Here is an 18,032-nt window from a genome sequence, read left to right on the forward strand (position 1 = left end):
GCCCTAAAGGGACTTATTAAAAGAAAATAAGGACTTGGTAGGGAATTATGAATTATAAAATATATAAAATATGGGAAGGAGAACAAAAATAGACATCTACATAACACTATTGTTGCTATTAATAACGGGAGTTGGTATGGCGCAAGTAGGGCAGGATGTCAACTTTACGATTCAAGTAACAGGATTTCAGCAAAATGCTGGACAAATTAGAATTGCTGTATATAATAATGAAAATGGCTTTTTAACACCAGAACGTGTTTATAAAAAGATTGTATTGGATGTTAACAACAGTATTTTAAGGCATACGGTACAACTTCCAAAAGGAAACTATGCTGTGGCTTTGTATCATGATAATAATTCGAATGGTATTTGTGACAAAAACGTATTTGGTATTCCAACAGAACGTTATGGTTTTTCTAATAACATTCGACCCATCCTAAGTGCGCCTTCTTTTAAAAGTACCGTCATCGAAGTAAAAAAAGATTTGGAAATAGAAATTGCCTTACTCAAATAAAAGGTAGTAAGGAGATTGGTTGAGAAGAATTTATCAGCCAGTTGATTGGTTAAAAAATAACAATATGAGATGCTTAGCGACTGGCTTATGCTTATTATGGACAACTTTATTTTGTCATGCTCAAGACGCAAGAGAATTTTTCACTTCTGTTGATGCCGAGGTGGAATTTATTGGATTGGACTTTTCGGAGGCAAAAATGGTGGGGTTAAACACCAAAAATGCTCCCCAAGAAATTAAGGTAAAGTATTTTAAAGCTTGGAATGACTTGTTGATTAAAGAAGCCAGAAAATATGATGTTAAGAGAGCATTTATGAAACAAAACCTAAGCTATAATTTTGATGTTGTCGATCATTTGAATCAACAGACAAAATCAGAAACGCTACTTACCAATGCCTCGCCACAATCTTTTTCTGAAAAAAAATTACAGGGCATTGTCAACCAATACAATACCCAAACAATGAAAAGCCAATATGGCGTTTCGTTTGTCATTCACAGTTTTAATCAGTTTCGAGAACGAGCCTATGTATATATCGTTATTTTTGATGTAGCAACTAAAGAGGTTCTGTTCTCCGCTCAAACATCGGGAGAAGCAGGAGGGTTTGGTTTTCGGAACTATTGGGCAAGGACAATTTATAATATTTTGGAAGATATTAGAGATTATAAATTTAGAAGATGGAAAGAAGAAATAAGAAGGCAACCTTTTGCAAAAAAATAAATCTCAAAATGCTCAAAAAAAATGATTTAAAGCTATCTTTTATGGCAAAAAAATTAATGTGTTAACGCTTTTTTTAGTAGAAAAAAATAGGTGTTTTGTCTATAAAATTTTTAGACTGATAATTAGTTTTACTTTGTTTTTGTTTGAAAAAACGCACTTTTAAACTAAAAAAGTACGATTCAAGTTGGATGCAAAAACTAAAGAAATGTTATAGAATTATTAAAGTTCAAAAAAAAGTATTCAAAGACTGCCTTTTTTAACCTAGAATTAAATTTTAATTGTACATTTGTCGATATGAATATCACTACCAAAAATCTAAAAGAGACCTCCCGACACTGGGTCGGTTTCGGAAGGTAATAAAAATGTACCCTATACATTTCATTAATACCCCAAGAACCTAACCTTGAGTTTTAAATAAAAACAGTTTGCACACTTGTCAGGAGCTATATAGAGTTGCTACTTTTGAAGTAGCAGCTTTTTTTTTGTATTTCTGCGAACAATTTGGCTTGTATGGCATTAATAATAAGAATATTTAAAAATAAGAGGTGACTAAAAACAAGTACGCTTTAGAATATTGGCTTATTTTTAAACAACTTAAATAATAATGTAGTAGCTTTGCAGCCTTAAATGAGTTTTATGAATAAAATAAAGCTTTAAATGGTTCTTTGGAGAAGATGGTCGGATGCCAATTGGTTCTACAAAGAATATTATTTTTGGAGCATGGTTACGCTTATCCTAATAATGGACGTTAAACTAGCTCTTCAATTGAGCATATACATACAAAATGGCAATAGTAAGATTTAAATTTGAAGATAAGAATATCCCAACACAAGAAGTGAAAGGAATGGTTGGGGATAATATATTGGATTTGGCAGAAGATAATGGGATGCACATTAACAGTAACTGCGGAATGGTTTGTGCTTGTAGCACTTGCCACGTTTATATTGAGAAAGGAGAGGATTTTCTGACAGAGATTTCTGACAAAGAAGAAGATTTTATTGATCGTGCTTTAGATCCTCGTATCGAATCTCGTTTATCTTGTCAATGCAACCTTTTGGAAGACGATGACGATGTGGTTATAGAGGTATTGGTGCCTGATCAATCTAGAATTATTGGACACGAACATTAATTAGTTGGATAGGAAGAAATGAGCGTGCCAATGCTCTAATAAGAGGTTTGACCGCACTTGAAAGATAGTGTCGGACTATTATGATAAAACACTATAAAAAATTTAAAATGAGTTTTGAATTAAACTTGCCCATTCACTGGTCAGATCATGAAGACATTGCAATGGGATTGTATGAGAAATTTGGAGATGAATTTACAGAATCCAAAATTTATCGTATTCGTTTCACAGATTTGTTGGAATGGATTTTATCACTGCCCAACTTTGAAGGTAAAAGAGAAGATTGCAACGAAAATCACTTAGAGCAAATCCAAGCAAAATGGGTTTATGAGTGGCGTGACAATCAATAGCCAAACTATTTGCAAACGATTGGTAATTTTTAACTTTATCAGGATTCGTGTGTAACTTGTTGTACGCGAGTTGTTAATATTGATCTCTTAATGTCTTTCTTAGATAAATTACATGATATTGACACCATTATTTTAGATGTGGATGGTGTGCTGACGGATAGTTCTGTCTATATTTTTGAGGATGGTGTACTAATGCGTAAAATGAACGTACGAGATGGCTATGCGATTAAGTATGCCATTAGTAAGGGATACCGCCTTATTATCATTACGGGAGGAAAATCAGAAGGGGTTATCAAGCGTTTGCAAAACTTGGGTGTCCAAGAAATTTATAGTGGCATGCAAGACAAATTAGAAGCGATGGATGAGTTGATAGAAATTTATGGCTTGGATTTGTCTTCTACCGTTTATATGGGGGATGATTTGCCAGATTACGAACCGCTTCGTCTAGTCCATTTGCCTACCTGCCCTGCGAATGCTGCTCCTGAAATTCGAGAAATTTGCCAATATATTTCTCCTTTCAAAGGAGGGGAAGGCTGTGTTAGGGATTTGATTGAGAAAATATTAAAAGTACAGGGCAAATGGATTGAAACCGATGTGGTCAATTTGACGAAAGACAAACCCAGCGAATTTTAACGAAGGCTTCCTTGGTACTTTGTTAAAAGTCAGGTTAGTATGTTTTTTTTGCCAATGGTTTATATAGAATCTTTTTAAGATGAAATGCCAATGGGTTCTATTTTGGGTGTCCAATTGTTAAGAATTTGGACGCTCCTTCTTATTTCGTTCCGCCGATTGAAAAATACTACCTTCCTTTTGTAGCAACTTGATGACAAGAAAGTTATCAAACCTCTTCTTTGGTGCCTACCAACTTAAAAATAAAAGTACTTCCATTTGGCAAAACCTTTTGGGAAATATCTTTGTTCTTAGCAATATAAATTGTATTCAAATCCAACTTATTTGAGGAAGGAAACAATTCCTGATTACACAACCAACATATTATGCTCAAAATACTAGGAACCATATTGCTTTCTTTACTAATTCTCATAGTTGTTTTAATTATAATACTAATGATCTTTGTGAAATTTGCGAAAGTATTTGGAGGAAAGCCAACAAAAGAACAAAAACAAAAATATAGTCAATATCCGAATCATAAGAAAGGAAAATTTACAAATCTGATGCCACAGTTTATGGTAACAGAAGCACCAGATTTTATAGATGATTCGTTGCATCCCAAGTCAACACGACGACCAAATTTTGATATTCCTTACGTCAAAATAGACCCAAAATCTTTGGAACAAAAACCAAAACACACTCGAGTAACTTGGTTTGGGCATTCCACCTTGTTGTTGGAAATCGATGGCAAAAATATTTTAATTGATCCTATGTTTGGAGATGTACCGTCGCCTGTATCTTTTATTGGCGATAAACGTTACAGCAAAGGATTGCCACTAACGATAGAAGAATTACCAACGATTGACGCTGTATTAATGACACACGATCATTATGATCATTTGGACTATCCCTCTATTCTCAAATTAAAGGATAAAGTAAAGAAGTTTTATATGCCTTTGGGAATGAACATTCATTTTAGAACATGGGATGTACCTGTTTCCAAAATTGAAGAATTAAATTGGCATGAGACAGCAACCTTAGATAGCATTTCATTCACTTTGACACCTTCGCACCATTACTCTGGTCGTAGTTTGAATGATCGTTTTGAATCGCTGTGGGGAGGATGGGTTATAAAAGGAAGTTTGGATAATATTTATTTGAGTGGAGATGGTGGATATGGACCACATTTTAAGCAAATAGGAGCTGAGTATGGACCGTTTGACTTTGCACTAATAGAATGTGGTCAATACAGCCGTTATTGGCGCCAAAATCATTTGTTTCCAGAGCAATCAGTTCGTGTTGCAGAGGATGTTAATGCGAAATTAATTATGCCAATTCATTGGGGAGCATTTACACTGGCCATGCACAGTTGGACGTCACCCGTAGAGCGTTTTTTAGCAAAGGCGAAAGAGTTTGATATTCCTGCAACGACACCAATGATAGGAGAGCAAATTGTGTTGGGAAAAGCAACAGCAACATATCCTACCAAAGCTTGGTGGGAAAATAAATGATATTGTTTGTTCCCCAATTTCAACAAACTACTACAAACCCATGCTTTAGAATTTGGGAACAATGCTAATATTGACACCAAAAGGACGCACCTCAGGTGCATCCAGTTGTGTTAAACGCCACATAAAATCTACTCGAAGTATTTTTAAAATATTCTCAATACCAAAACCAATTTCTGCATAATAGTTAGGTGCAGAGATTCCTTGCGGAATATCATAAGGATTGTTGTTATCACTAGACATGACGCCATACAAGCCTTTAAAAATAAAAATAGACCGCAGTTTTAGTTTTTTGATCAAAGGAATGCTGTTAAAAATCCACCCATCAAAATGGTGGGTAATCCAAATAGAAGCATAGGCATCGCTAACAAACTCAAATTCATTCATCATCGCATAAGCAAATCGGTTGCCCATAATTGATTCATTCCCTAAGTGTACGGTCATAACAGGGTAGGGAGCTTCCCCGAATATTTTGCTGGCTTGCAATTGATATTTGGTATAACCAATTAGTGAACTCAAGCGTTGTTTGATGCTGAAATCTAGTTTGTGATAATTATAATCACTTTCAAAAATTCCTTCTACACCAGCGGTATATTCTAATTCAAGAATAGGAAAAGGAGTACCCAAAGGCTCTCTGCGAAAGCCAGCATTATCCGTCCAAAAACGTTCTTGATGTCCCCAGTGCAGTTTCACTTTAAACTCAGAAGTAGTAAAAGAAGCAACAGGAAATTCGCCATTATTTTGAGTAAATTGAAAGCCTCCTTGAGTAGAGTAAAAACGCCGCCAGCGATAATCTATTTTGCTGTAGAAACCCATGAACCAATCTCGTTCATAACTAAGCTCTGCTTCTCGAATTTTCATCAAGCGATCCATAGGAGTAGCCCGAGACAAAGAATTCATAATATTATCGTGCTGCATAGAAATCTTACGTTGCCCCATCATCTGAAAATCATACTGATAATTTGCTGAGAGCATATTCCATTTTCTATTTTTGGAAGGGAGATGTACATTGAAACCAGAACCATATTTCCACTCTTTATCTCTCAAACCATAGGCAGCATAACCGTGTACTTGGATTTTATCACTAAGGGATTTGGTTGTTCTTAAACCCATTTTGAACCGAACGCCCTCTATTTCATTCCAACTTACAAACTCAGGATATTCTCCAAATTCAATAGGACCAACTTTGATGTAAGAGGTTATCATTGTATAGACAATGGCATCCATTGTTTTGTAAAAGCGAGTGCGCTGTATGGAATCAATCATTTCGTAAACTCCCAAACTCATGCTATCTAGGGGAATGGGGCGAATGGAGTCCCATGTTTCGTCGCTTAACTCGGCTGATTGTTCGGCAAACTGTACGTCTTCAACTTGAAAAGCATCTGCTTCAAATACAGGATTGATAGCCACTTCGTGTCGAGATAGTTTTTTGCGAATCCTCATTTGATTTTTGCGTTTTTTAGCTTTTTTTCTACCAAAATCAAAAAAATCAATGGCTACGGTAGCTGTTAAGTTTTCAGTTGTTTTTACCCAAACACCTTGCTCCGTTGGTGTGTAGTATTGAACCGCATTTAATTTTTGAATAAAGTTAAGGGCAATGTAGGGCGAGATTTCAAGATCAATGGACTCTATAGCAGAGGTTGGCTTGTGAATCCATGCACCTCCTAAAAACGTATAATCCTGCTGGCGTTTTCCAACAAATGTTAGCAAGTAATATTGATCACCATTACGTTCTACACTATCGGTAATAAAGAAATTATAATTAATATTTGCAGTAGCAGCAAAAGGACTTACAAAAGACTTTCCTGTTAAGATAATCATGTCTTTGTACGGGTCTATTTCATCCAACTCATTTCCAATGAAATCGGAGAGAGATTCGTTGTCAATCCCAGAAAAACGATCGGCGATAATTTTTACTTTCTTGTCCTTTGGTTCTTTTTGATACTTAACCTCTTTAATCGTTTCTTTCATCAAGACAGGCAAAAAAGGCTCTCCCGTATCCTCTGTTCGGATATAATCATTGATAACACTAAAGGGCTTTTGTAAGAATTTTAGTTTGACAATGTTAGGATCAGGATTGTACCAATCAAAGCCAGTTTGGATGTAGTCCTTGTATTGATAACTGGTTGCATTATCTATACTATTGGTACTTCTATTAGCTACAACATTGCGCCACAATGCAATGGCTGCGGTATCTTTCTTGGATTTGCCTCGTTTTGCTGTAACAGTAGCTGTGACTAGATTTAAACTAGATTCAGAAAGCTGAACATTAATTTCTTGTGTTGTATTGGTCGTGATGCGCAAATGTTTGCGTTGGTATCCCAAATAAGAAAAGCCAATGCTATCGACAGGTTCCTTGGTGGTTAGGACAAAGTAGCCATTTATGTCAGAGGTGCTTCCAATGTCAGTTCCAACAAAAAATACATCTACAAATGGTAAAACTTCCCCTGTCTCTGCATCTTTAACAACACCAGAAACCTTTGTATTAGGGATTAGATCTTGCCCCAATACTGTTTGGAGAAGGCTGCTTAAGATGAAGTAAAAGCAAAAGAAGTGTCTTTTTTGAAGATTCATAAATTAAAATAATTTTCAAGGACTGTGTGGCTCAACTATTTGTTATTCTAGTATTTATACTAAACAATAACCAACGAACTATTATACTAAGGAATGAATGAATAAACGGTTGAGGCGGTAATTCAAATTTAAACCTTAGAATTAATACAGCATTGAAAACTATTTGTTTAGAACTTTTGAAAATTAATTTGTTTTTAAAGGTTTTTTTGGTCTTGAGATGAGGTTGAGAGATTTGATAAAATAAGATACTCGGTAGCGACAGCTAAGGCTTTTCTTTCGGTTTGCAAAGATTGTATTTGTTGAGGTTGTTGTTGTAATAATTGGCGATAGGTTCTGTTATTAAGAAATTCACTTAGGTACTCTTGGTGTAAAAAAGAAATATATTGTAATACGACCAAAAGTGGTGGAATCAAAATAGCTTTCCAATCGAAGAAAAAAGCACCCAAAAAAGCAATAAATAGGCTATATACCAACCAAGTAAGTAAGCTAAATATCATAGCCATTGCTGCCCAGAATTGAGGATCTTCAACATTCTGATTGCGCAAATACCGGGCACTAGTAACAGGAAGAAATCCACCTATCCACCCCAGTAAAGCAAGAGGAGCTAATAGGACACTCCTTAAAAAATTCGACCAAGAGAATTGCCCTTTTTGTTGCACAGCTTGGTCGGTTAGTTGGAGTTGTTTGAGTTGTACAAAATAATGATTGGCTTGTTGGCTCAGTTCTATTTTTTGAGATTTAGACAATTGGTTACAAGTGGTAGCAACACTTTGCTCTAGTCGCAATCGGTGAGGATGGGTATTATAAAAAGAATCATGATAATGTTGTTTTTCGTTGCGCATTAGAATAAGCAACTGCTCAGCCAAAGCCTCGTCTTCTTTAGAATCAATAATGATTACCTCTTGGGCAATGGCTGCCTTTAAATCTTTGGTCAACTGTTGAGCTGCAAGAGAAGGACTTTTATGATATAAGGTTTGATAATTTTTTAGAGGGATAGGAGTGCCAAAATGAAGCATTACTTCACTCCTGAAATCACAATGATAGGTATAGTTCACGCCAGTAGGGCTGATGAAAACCTCTCTTTCAAAATCATGCTCTGCTGCTGCTAATAGAGCTAACCTAGCTGTTCCCGTTTTAAAAGGACGCAGGCGTTTTTCAGGAACAGAGTTGCCCTCAGGGGCAATAAAGAATAAGTTGCCTTTTAAAAGTATCTCTTTAGAGTCTTTGAAAATTTGTTGGTTCTGTTGCATCTTTTTGAGACCTTCTTGTGGACGCCAAATAGGTATTAAATGAACTTGGCGAAATAACTTTGGAAAACTCCATTTTTCCTCAAAAACAGAACCTCTTGCCCAAAAAAATACAGAACGTTTCTGTAATCCTGCGACCAAAATTTGCTCTATAAAGGCGGTAGAATGGTTGCTGGCAATAATTGTGGGGGCTTGAGAGGGCAATGCTGCTTTTCCTGTGATGTAAATTCTCTTATAAAAAACAAAAAAAAGAATAACCAACGGGAATCTAAGTAGTTGATAAAGCATAAAAGTTAATTTTTATAAATTGAACATTTGTTTAGTTTATAAATAATTGATTCAATAATCATTCAATTTATTACAAATGCCAACACCTTAACAACCTTTTAACAAAAAAAAACGCTTTCTCAAAAGAGAAAGCGTTTTGAAAATAACCAAGTTATTTTAAGTATATTATTCTACAATTTGAATGGCACGATTCAATTCACGTCCAGCGTCATCTTTGATACGGAAGTTGTAAGTTCCTTTATCTAAAGAAGAAACGTTAAGTGCTTTGTAGTTTTGTCCTTCGTTGATTTTGAAGGCATTATTAGCTACCAAAGAGAAACCTTCCTCATCACGCATTTCTAAGATAAGTTCTTTAGCATCATCTGTTTCAATACCAAAAATGAACATGCCATTTTCAATTGGTTCGTCAGACATTGTAAAATTGACATCTAATAATTGAGCTTCTTTTTCTGCTCCCATCAATTTTTGATTGACATTCATAATGTCCATTGCATCTTGATCTTCTGCGCTCATTTTTTCAGAGATGTTGATGATATCATCCATTTTGATGGAAATAATTTGACCACCAAAATTTACATCCATAGTAGCTACTTCTGCTTTTACTTCTCCACCAGCTCTTACTTGAGTTGGGTTTTTAATTTTTAGATCTTTTTTATCATCTGTGTTAGGACCACAAGATACAGCCATTACAACAATAGCTAGACCTAATAGAAATACATTTGCAAATTTTTTCATAATATTGTTTTTGTGGTTTTAATTTAGACTAAGGAATGTTGTTCTATGTAAAAAACATTAAAAATGTTACCTTCAAACAACATTTGTTTATTATCTGAAATTTGATTTTCTATAAAAAGGAAAAAAGATAAACCCAAGCACTTCGCAAACTGGAAGTTATCTCGAATTTTAAGGATCGCAAAGGTACAGATAATAATGTTAGTATTTGAAATTAATAGCCTGCTTATTTTTTAGTTTTAAAGCCCTTTGCATTCAACGGTTATTGCGTTGACTGTCGGTGTGCTAAGAAAAAGTAACATTGTATAGTGATAAATTTATTGATAATGAATGCTTTAAAGTAAGTAGATGCCTTGTTGCTTATCAACGATGCAACATTAATACTATACCAAAAATATTCTCAATAGACCAACCACCAAATTTATTAAAATAAAAGAAACATGATTCAATCTATAGAATTAAAACATACCAATCCCTCTATGGGACCTTATGAGCGCATTATAAGTTACAGTTTAGAAAATACAGCCTTGCATAAGACGGAGTTTGAGCGTTTATTAAACGAAACAAAAGTAAATGGGAGGTATGATTTAAAGGAATTTTTAATAGCCTACAAAAACAAGGACAAAACAACGATACAACAAGTTCTGAATTTGAATTCCAATAAAGATTTAAGACAGGGCGAAACGATTTCGGTATTAAGTATCACTTTAATCGGAGGTGTTGTTGTTCAAATACCAGATTTGAGAGTGACAGAATTATCAGGATATTACCCTGATTTTATCCGATATTTGGTTGAACATGGGAATCGGTTTGAATTTTCAGAAGGAGATATTGGTTCTATGATGAAAAAAGAAAGCAAACAGGGATTGGATAATATAGGCGATACAGATATTTCGATTTAAAAAATCCATGATCAACAGAATCTAGTGCGCTTATCTAGCGCCGTATTAACTTTTGTTACAGGGTAAAAAATTCTATAGAATGATAGAAGTAGCCAAGGCAAAATCCATTGTCAGAGCATTAACATATACACCAAAGACAGTTCAATTGCCACTCCATGCATCGCTTGGTTATGTATTGAGTGTCCCTATTTATTCACCAATTCATATGCCGCCATTTGATCAATCTGCAATGGATGGTTATGCTTTGAAATTAGGGGAGGAATTACGTTATACAATAGTTGGCGAAGTACAGGCGGGCAGCGCAAAAAATCCTTCTATGAAAAAGGGGGAAGCAGTGCGTATTTTTACAGGAGCGGCAGTTCCAAGCGATGCAGATGCCGTTATCATGCAAGAAAAAACAACCGTAGAGGGCGAGCAACTGGTTTTGGAAGAACAACCTTTAGTTGCGGCTAATATTCGTCCACTAGGAGAGCAAATAAAAAAAGGAGCCATTGCTTTAGAAAAGGGAACTGAACTTAGTCCTGCGGCAATTGGTTTTTTAGCTGGTTTAGGTATATCAGAGGTACAGGTATATCAAAAACCTGCGGTTGCTATTGTTGTAACAGGGGATGAGTTGGTGGCATCAGGGCAAAATTTGGAACGAGGACAGATTTATGAGAGTAATGGCATTATGTTGTTAAACGCATTACAAAAAACAGGGTTTGATGCTGCTGTTGTTCCTGTAAAGGACGATTATACCGCTACAAAATTGTTGTTGAAAGACTTGTTAGAAACACGGGATTTTGTAATTATTTCTGGCGGAATTTCTGTCGGTGATTATGATTTTGTTGGCAAGGCATTATTGGAATTGGGAGTAGAGCAACTTTTTTATAAAGTACGTCAAAAACCAGGCAAACCCATGTTTTTTGGGAAAACAGCTACTAGCGTCGTCTTTGCTTTGCCAGGGAATCCTGCCGCAGCATTGTCTTGTTATTATCAATATGTTCTAATCGCTCTAAAACAAGCAATGGGCATTGAGAATTATCATTTGAAGCAGCTGCATTTACCTTTGGAAGAGGCATACCATAAAAAAGGCGATCGAGCACATTTTTTGAAAGCACAATTAACTTCTAATGGCGTAAAAATATTGCATGGGCAGAGTTCTGCCATGTTGTTTTCTTTTGCTTATGCAGACGCACTAATTTATATTCCACACGATCAAATGCATACAGCAGCAGGCGCATTGGTCGAAGTACATTTGCTGCCTTAGTAAGTTAAAGAATTTGTAATGAGGAATTATTTTTTAGGACTGTTCTGTATCATACTATTGGGCGGATGTCAGACATTGACACCTAAAAAACAGACTATAAAAATAGCTGCCGCTGCTTCTACACAGTATGTTTTAGATGCTTTGATAAAGGCGTATAATGCACCAGATAGCATTCAGATAGAAACTATCATTAGTTCTTCTGGAAAATTGACCGCTCAAATTGAACAAGGCGCGCCTTATGACCTTTTCATTTCTGCCGATACCATGTATCCTAACTATTTGTATCAAAAAGGGCTTGGGCTTGCAACGCCTGTTGTTTATGCTTATGGGCAGTTGGTATTGTGGACCTTAGAATCCTATGACTTAAGCCAAGGGCTGCGTGTTTTGGAGGATAAAGCCGTTGAGAAAATAGCTTTGGCAGACCCTAAAACTGCTCCTTATGGAGAACTGAGCAAGGCTTATCTAAACGAAGCAGGAATATACGAAACGTTGAGCCCCAAACTAGTTTTGGGAGAAAGTATCGGACAGGTGAATCAGTATATTCATACTCGAACGGTAGAGATTGGTTTGACAGCCAAATCTGTTGTCATGGCTCCTCAATTAAAGGAAAAAGGTCAATTTGTGACCTTACAAGGCGCTCAATTAGCACAAGCGATGTTGTTACTAAGAAAAGCCACCTCATCAAAAGCAACAATGAGCTTTTATGAATTTTTGCAATCATCCAAAGCAAAAGAAATTTTTAAGCATTATGGCTACGTTTATCAATCGTAGATATTGGTTTTCGTTGGAAAAAAATATGCTTTCCTTTAATGTTTTTTAATAACGCTCCGTTGATTATTTAGTTTAGCTGTGTTGCTACTAGGTGGTTTCAATGGAGCAATATTTGAAACAAATAATAATTTATTGTAGTGTACTCCGATTAATTAATCTTAAAAAAATGGATTGGTCACCTTTATTATTGTCCTTGCAATTGGCTTTTATAACAACACTTTGTTTGTTAATTATAGGAATTCCTATCGCAACAAAATTAGCCTTTAGTTCTGCTCGATATAAGTTCTTGGTAGAAGCTGTGGTTAGTTTGCCTTTGGTTTTGCCACCAACTGTTTTGGGATTTTATTTATTAATTGCATTTTCTAAACATGGCGTTTTGGGGAGCTTTTTGGATCGTATGTTTGATATTCAGTTAGTATTCTCGTTTGGAGGATTGGTCATCGCATCTATTCTATACAGTCTACCATTTATGATACAACCGATACAAGCAGGGTTACAAAACTTGCCTGCTTCTTTTAGAGAAGCCGCTTATACGATGGGAAAGACTCGTAGAGAGGTGCTTTGGCGGGTATTGTTACCCAATATAAAACCTGCGTTATTAACAGGAGTAGTATTAAGTTTTGCGCATACGATAGGAGAATTTGGTGTTGTATTGATGATAGGAGGACGAATTCCTGGTCAGACCTTGGTGGCGTCTATTGCGATTTATGATGAAGTAGAGTCTTTAAATTATACGCAAGCGAATGTTTATGCTTTGGTTTTGTTGTGTACAAGTTTTATCATCCTAGGAATTACTTATTATATTAATGCGCAAGCTGACTCCAAAAGGAAAAACCACTAAAAAAAGAGATGTTATTAAAAATAGCCTTAGAAAAAAGGATAACACCAACAAGGAGACTTCAGGTAGACTTGGAGTTAGAACGAGGGGATTTTGTCGCTATTTATGGAAAATCTGGTATAGGAAAAACAACCTTGTTGCGTATGATTGCTGGTTTGAGTCAAGCGGATTCGGGGATGTTGTCGGTGGGGCAGAAAACTTGGTTTGATAGCAAAAAGAATATTAATTTACCTCCACAGAATAGAAAAGTAGGTTTTGTATTTCAAGATTATGCTTTATTTCCCAATATGACTGTTGCCGAAAATTTGCAATTTGCGAATAATAATCCTGCTTTAATTCAAAAACTATTACAACAAACCAACTTAGCACCATTAAAAAACAAGAAGCCCAATCATCTTTCTGGAGGTCAACAGCAGCGGGTTGCTTTAGCGAGAGCCTTGATGGTAGAATCGTCTATTTTATTATTGGATGAACCTCTTTCTGCTTTGGATTATGGTTTGCGACGAGAAATGCAACATTTGATTGCTGATTTACACGTTCAGTATCAACGAACAACATTGATGGTCAGCCACGATGTTCCCGAAATTATTAACTTGGCGAATAAATTGTTGGTTATTGATGATAATAAGGTAGCCTTATATAGAAATCCAAAATTGTATTTCGAAGAACAAGAACTGTTGGATGAGGTGCTAGAAGAAGGCGTTGTGCTGGAAATCAATGAGAATGAATTGCTCCTTCGTATAGGTGAGAAACGGCGAAAACTACCTTATCTAAAGGGGGATTTAAAAAACATAAATGTAGGCGATACCTTAACTGTTAAACGTTGGGTACTTCCGTCTGATATGTATAAAATAGAACCTAAATGATTGCTAAGGACAAGATAACGACTGTAATTTTAGCAGGAGGAAAGAGTCGAAGGATGGGAGAGGACAAAGCTTTTTTGGACTTTAATGGTCAGACATTCTTAGAGCATATTTTAGAAAATGCAAAAGGATTGACAGCTGAGACTATGATTATAGGTGATCCCCAAAAATACAGCACTTTTGGAGTCGAAGTATATTCTGATGTTGTAATGGGTAAGGGACCTGTTGGTGGAATATATACTGCTATGACGATTGTACCAACACCGTATTTGCTGGTGTTAAGTTGTGATGTTCCCTTGCTTAGAAGGGAGTTGTTGGCGTATTTAATCCAAAATAGCATGGTTAATAAGATGAATTTATTGACGCTAGAAGATGTTTGGCAGCCGTTGACAGCAATCTATTGTAAAGAACAATTACCTATTTTTGAAAATGCATTAAACGCTAATCAACTTCGATTGCGTACAGTACTAAGTTCACTGCAATTAAATAAAATACAATGTCCCAAAAATTGGGAGTTTTGTTTGAGTAATATTAATACACCTATCGATTTAAAAAAAATTAGAAATGGATATCGCAATTAAATATTTTGGTCAACTGGCTGAGGCAATGGGAAAAGAGGTGTCTACTGTAACTGTAGTCGACGATTGTTCGGTTCAAGAATTAAAAAGTACTTTGTTGAGTATTTATCCTGCTTTGGAAGGAAAGGAATTCAAGGTTGCTGTTAATAAAGCTATCGTCACTGATAAAGCAATTTTGCTGCCTACAGATGAGGTTGCTCTATTGCCTCCTTTTGCTGGTGGGTAAGAAGGCATTTTTCTAGGGAAAAATCAACAATTATAGATCAGCAAAATGGCTCATTTATATGACAAGAATTAAAATTATAGAGTTAAAAAAGTATGGTTTTTTGCTTGATAAAATAAGCCAAAACTAACCAAGATAGGCATTAAAAATTGCTTATCAAAATGATTTTAAGAAAAACCTTTCTTGACGAGTTTTTTGTAAAAAGGACTTGTTTTTTTACTTTTTTTGTTGTACATTGTCTCGTCTAGTAAAATCAACCTGAACCGCCTGTTTAGGTTGGTTAAAGACATACTATTACTATATAACACATACACATTCTATGTTGCGTACAAACGGAACAAATCTTAAAAATACAAACTATGCCAACTAGTAATTTGTCATCAGAAGCTGCAAAGGAACTCTTGGATTTCCAAAAGGAATTGCGCCGATTTTTGAAACAATTTGAAAAACTTGAAAAGGGGGGGGCAGAACGCAGTCAATATTTATCAAATGCTAGAAATGCAAAGGATTTGTACTTAGCACTTGATTTTCTAGACCTTAAGGATATTGTTAAGTCAGCTAAAAAGAAAGTTGTTGACGAGGTAGAAGAAAATGGAGACGAAGCACCCAAAACAAAAAAAGAAGAACGAAAAGCTCGTCGTGAAGCACGTAAAAAAGCACGCAAAGATAATCGAGAGAAACGTAGAGCAGAACGAAGAGTGAAATCTGTAGAACGAAAAAAACAGAGCAAAGATAAGTCTGGTGCTAAAGAAGAAAGTCAGTTCCGTTATGATAGCCTGAAAGCTTTGTGGGATGCGTATAAATTTGATGAAATTACATCAGATTTTAGAGACTACTTAGATAAGGGAGAGCAGTTTTTGACAGATGCGCAGAATTTTATCGATTTTGCACAAACTTTTGCTCCTGGTATTTATATCAAAGAAATTGAAGAGATTGAAGAGCTTATTGAAAAAGCACAAAGCTTCTTGGCAGTTGCTCGCAATGTAAGCAAACAAGTTGATCGTTATGCAAAATTGGCGCAAGATGTAGTTAATATTACGTTGAGTTTGCCGTCAAAAGCAGAGGACTTGAAAGATGGAATTGTTGAGGAGGCAACCAAAATATTTGCAGCAGCTAAGAGCTTCATTGCTACAGCAGACGTGACCGATGATGAGATTGAGTTGAATGTTGAAACATTGCAAAAGTATTTGGCACGAGGAGAGGAAAAACTAGGAAAGCTAGAAGTTTTGTTGGGAGCTGTAATAGGAGACGAAGATGGCGACAATCTTCCTGATTGGTACAATAGACTAGAGGCTAAATTTAATGAGTTATTAGGTGATTCAACTGATTTGATTCCTGGAACTAAGATTGATGATAAGCTTTTGATTCAAATAACGGGACTCAAAAGATCAGTAGATCAATTTATAGCTGCGGCTTCAGATAAAGTAGAAGAATTAGGATTAAAAGAAAAAATACAAAATGCACAACAATGGTTGGGCAAATTGAGTGAATTTACGCAAGCAATTACAGGGTTTGTTGAAAATGTAAAAGAAGGAGACTTAGCGAATATTTACGAAGATTTGAAGGACTTCAAAAACTTTATTGATTCAGATGAAGATATTTTGAAGGGAACAGATATAGATGATAAAATCAAGAAAAAGCTTCAAGAGCATAGCGAAAAAGCAAGAACTTGGTTAATGAATAAGTTAACAGGAGGGGATGCGAGCAAAGAAGGAGAAGTGCGTGAGATTTTGGGAGCTATTGATAAGATTATCTTGAGTACAGGTGGAGTAGTAGATCATTCGTCTAAGTATGAGAAAGATAAAAATAGAATTACGATTCCTAATATTACAGATGTTGCTACCAATGTAATGCGTAATGTATTGGCTCAATATGGGATTCGAAAAAAAGATGCCTCTTTTGAAGGGATTCTTTCTGATATGAAAGATCAAGCAGACGATGTAAAAGCTGCTGTTGGTCATAAGTTCAAGGATGCTGTAACACGTGGAGCACAAGCTTCAGATGCTTTTAGAGATGCCAAAGATGAATATGACCAAGCCGTTAAAAAACACAACGATTACTTTAAAGCAACCAATACATTAGCTAAGAAAATTATTAATGGGTTGTTGTCTGTAGCTGGTGTTGCAGCTAACTCATTTGCTCCAGGTTCTGGATCTATTATTAATGCTGTAGGTGCTGCTTTATTGGGCGAGTTTGATGCTGTTAATGATCAAATTGATGATTTAATGCCTGATGGTTTAGAATTTATTGGCGATTTAGCAAAAGATGTGCTTCCTGGCGTATTGCCTCAGTGGGGAAGTGAGCGAGGTATTATTCAAATAGAAGGAAAAGAGTTGTTGGAAGGATTAAATGAGTTGTATATAAATGGAGTTTCTTCTAGGTATCAAGAGGTCATAAGCATATTAAATTTAATGAAAGCAAAGTCTAGAAATCTAGGGAAAAATTTGCGTTCGTTGGAACAAGCAGAGACTGTTGATCAAGAGGCTTTAGAAGCTATCAAGAAAAAGGTAATTATCTTAGAACTGAAATGGTCGGGACTAAAGAAAGATGTTAAGAAGAAATACATTGACTTGCCGTTTCCTCCCATCAATCAGCAAAAAGCTTACCATAATGCAAGCCGTTACTTGTATTCTGTATGGTTGATTCGATTCCCTAAAAAAGAGATTCGTATTGCCAATGCCATGATTGACCAGTTAGAAAAATTTGGAATTATGTCTGAAGCCAAAGCAGAATGGGATACTGGTTTCTGGGCTGGAGTAGGACGAGGCTTCTTCGGATTCTTTGGTGGCGATCCTTTTGATTACAGAGGAGAATTGAAGAAAATGAAAAGATGGGCTGCAAAAGAGAGTGATGCTCTTAAATCAACAAAAGCTTGGGCAGAAGTATTCTAAAAACAATATACTATATTATTATACTAGGAGCTCCAACTCAACTGAGTTGGAGCT

General features: G+C 35.8%; 18 protein-coding genes. 14 read left to right on the forward strand and 4 right to left on the reverse strand.

Annotation, left to right across the window (positions count from 1 at the left end; all coding sequences use genetic code 11):
* Positions 1 to 70: 70 nt before the first annotated feature.
* The 5 genes from QP953_RS10295 to QP953_RS10315 all read left to right on the forward strand — a co-directional run bounded on the left by QP953_RS10295 (position 71) and on the right by QP953_RS10315 (position 3,338).
* Positions 71 to 514 (forward strand): DUF2141 domain-containing protein, encoded by a 444-nt coding sequence (locus QP953_RS10295; RefSeq protein WP_052598638.1) that lies wholly within the window; start codon positions 71 to 73, stop codon positions 512 to 514.
* 64 nt (positions 515 to 578) lie between these two features.
* On the forward strand, positions 579 to 1,229 hold the full coding sequence (locus tag QP953_RS10300; protein WP_052598639.1) for a hypothetical protein: 651 nt from the start codon (positions 579 to 581) through the stop codon (positions 1,227 to 1,229).
* 784 nt (positions 1,230 to 2,013) lie between these two features.
* Complete coding sequence (locus tag QP953_RS10305; protein WP_309554919.1) at positions 2,014 to 2,358, forward strand: 2Fe-2S iron-sulfur cluster-binding protein; 345 nt, start codon at positions 2,014 to 2,016, stop codon at positions 2,356 to 2,358.
* Positions 2,359 to 2,465: 107 nt separating this feature from the next.
* Entirely contained in the window at positions 2,466 to 2,705 is a 240-nt protein-coding gene (gene iscX / locus QP953_RS10310; protein WP_052598641.1) for a Fe-S cluster assembly protein IscX, read from the forward strand.
* A gap of 90 nt (positions 2,706 to 2,795) precedes the next feature.
* Complete coding sequence (locus QP953_RS10315) at positions 2,796 to 3,338, forward strand: HAD family hydrolase (RefSeq protein ID WP_052598642.1); 543 nt, start codon at positions 2,796 to 2,798, stop codon at positions 3,336 to 3,338.
* A gap of 205 nt (positions 3,339 to 3,543) precedes the next feature.
* Here the strand turns inward: QP953_RS10315 and QP953_RS10320 are convergent, their stop codons facing one another.
* On the reverse strand, positions 3,544 to 3,747 hold the full coding sequence (locus QP953_RS10320) for a hypothetical protein (RefSeq protein ID WP_309554920.1): 204 nt from the start codon (positions 3,745 to 3,747) through the stop codon (positions 3,544 to 3,546).
* Positions 3,748 to 3,778: 31 nt separating this feature from the next.
* On the opposite strand from QP953_RS10320, the gene QP953_RS10325 reads away from it, so the two are divergent.
* Positions 3,779 to 4,825 carry an MBL fold metallo-hydrolase gene (locus tag QP953_RS10325; protein WP_309554921.1) on the forward strand — a complete coding sequence of 349 codons (1,047 nt, stop codon included), beginning with the start codon at positions 3,779 to 3,781 and terminating at the stop codon, positions 4,823 to 4,825.
* 45 nt (positions 4,826 to 4,870) lie between these two features.
* On the opposite strand, the gene QP953_RS10330 is transcribed toward QP953_RS10325, so the two are convergent.
* The 3 genes from QP953_RS10330 to QP953_RS10340 all read right to left on the reverse strand — a co-directional run bounded on the left by QP953_RS10330 (position 4,871) and on the right by QP953_RS10340 (position 9,666).
* Positions 4,871 to 7,396: a DUF5686 and carboxypeptidase-like regulatory domain-containing protein gene (locus QP953_RS10330; RefSeq protein ID WP_081909610.1), complete on the reverse strand. Its 2,526-nt coding sequence runs from the start codon at positions 7,394 to 7,396 to the stop codon at positions 4,871 to 4,873.
* A gap of 194 nt (positions 7,397 to 7,590) precedes the next feature.
* Positions 7,591 to 8,931, reverse strand: coding sequence for a 1-acyl-sn-glycerol-3-phosphate acyltransferase (locus QP953_RS10335; protein ID WP_309554923.1), 1,341 nt, complete (start codon positions 8,929 to 8,931; stop codon positions 7,591 to 7,593).
* A gap of 165 nt (positions 8,932 to 9,096) precedes the next feature.
* Complete coding sequence (locus QP953_RS10340) at positions 9,097 to 9,666, reverse strand: hypothetical protein (RefSeq protein WP_052598647.1); 570 nt, start codon at positions 9,664 to 9,666, stop codon at positions 9,097 to 9,099.
* Between the two features lie 437 nt (positions 9,667 to 10,103).
* On the opposite strand from QP953_RS10340, the gene QP953_RS10345 reads away from it, so the two are divergent.
* The 8 genes from QP953_RS10345 (at position 10,104) to QP953_RS10380 (ending at position 17,978) form a co-directional block, all read left to right on the forward strand.
* Positions 10,104 to 10,565, forward strand: coding sequence for a hypothetical protein (locus QP953_RS10345; RefSeq protein WP_309554924.1), 462 nt, complete (start codon positions 10,104 to 10,106; stop codon positions 10,563 to 10,565).
* 79 nt (positions 10,566 to 10,644) lie between these two features.
* Complete coding sequence (glp, locus tag QP953_RS10350) at positions 10,645 to 11,814, forward strand: gephyrin-like molybdotransferase Glp (RefSeq protein ID WP_052598649.1); 1,170 nt, start codon at positions 10,645 to 10,647, stop codon at positions 11,812 to 11,814.
* Between the two features lie 18 nt (positions 11,815 to 11,832).
* Entirely contained in the window at positions 11,833 to 12,585 is a 753-nt protein-coding gene (gene modA / locus QP953_RS10355; RefSeq protein ID WP_309554926.1) for a molybdate ABC transporter substrate-binding protein, read from the forward strand.
* Positions 12,586 to 12,751: 166 nt separating this feature from the next.
* Entirely contained in the window at positions 12,752 to 13,426 is a 675-nt protein-coding gene (gene modB / locus QP953_RS10360; protein ID WP_052598651.1) for a molybdate ABC transporter permease subunit, read from the forward strand.
* A gap of 8 nt (positions 13,427 to 13,434) precedes the next feature.
* The gene (locus QP953_RS10365) at positions 13,435 to 14,289 is read left to right on the forward strand and encodes an ATP-binding cassette domain-containing protein (protein WP_309554927.1); all 855 of its coding nucleotides are present in this window, start codon (positions 13,435 to 13,437) and stop codon (positions 14,287 to 14,289) included.
* Positions 14,286 to 14,867: a molybdenum cofactor guanylyltransferase gene (locus tag QP953_RS10370; RefSeq protein ID WP_309554928.1), complete on the forward strand. Its 582-nt coding sequence runs from the start codon at positions 14,286 to 14,288 to the stop codon at positions 14,865 to 14,867. Before QP953_RS10365 ends, QP953_RS10370 begins: the two co-directional genes overlap by 4 nt.
* Positions 14,851 to 15,090, forward strand: a complete 240-nt coding sequence (locus tag QP953_RS10375) for a MoaD/ThiS family protein (RefSeq protein WP_309554929.1) — start codon at positions 14,851 to 14,853, stop codon at positions 15,088 to 15,090. Before QP953_RS10370 ends, QP953_RS10375 begins: the two co-directional genes overlap by 17 nt.
* Positions 15,091 to 15,446: 356 nt before the next feature.
* Positions 15,447 to 17,978: a hypothetical protein gene (locus QP953_RS10380; RefSeq protein WP_052598655.1), complete on the forward strand. Its 2,532-nt coding sequence runs from the start codon at positions 15,447 to 15,449 to the stop codon at positions 17,976 to 17,978.
* Positions 17,979 to 18,032: the final 54 nt, after the last annotated feature.

The organism is Aureispira sp. CCB-E, assembly GCF_031326345.1.
GTDB lineage: Bacteria > Bacteroidota > Bacteroidia > Chitinophagales > Saprospiraceae > Aureispira.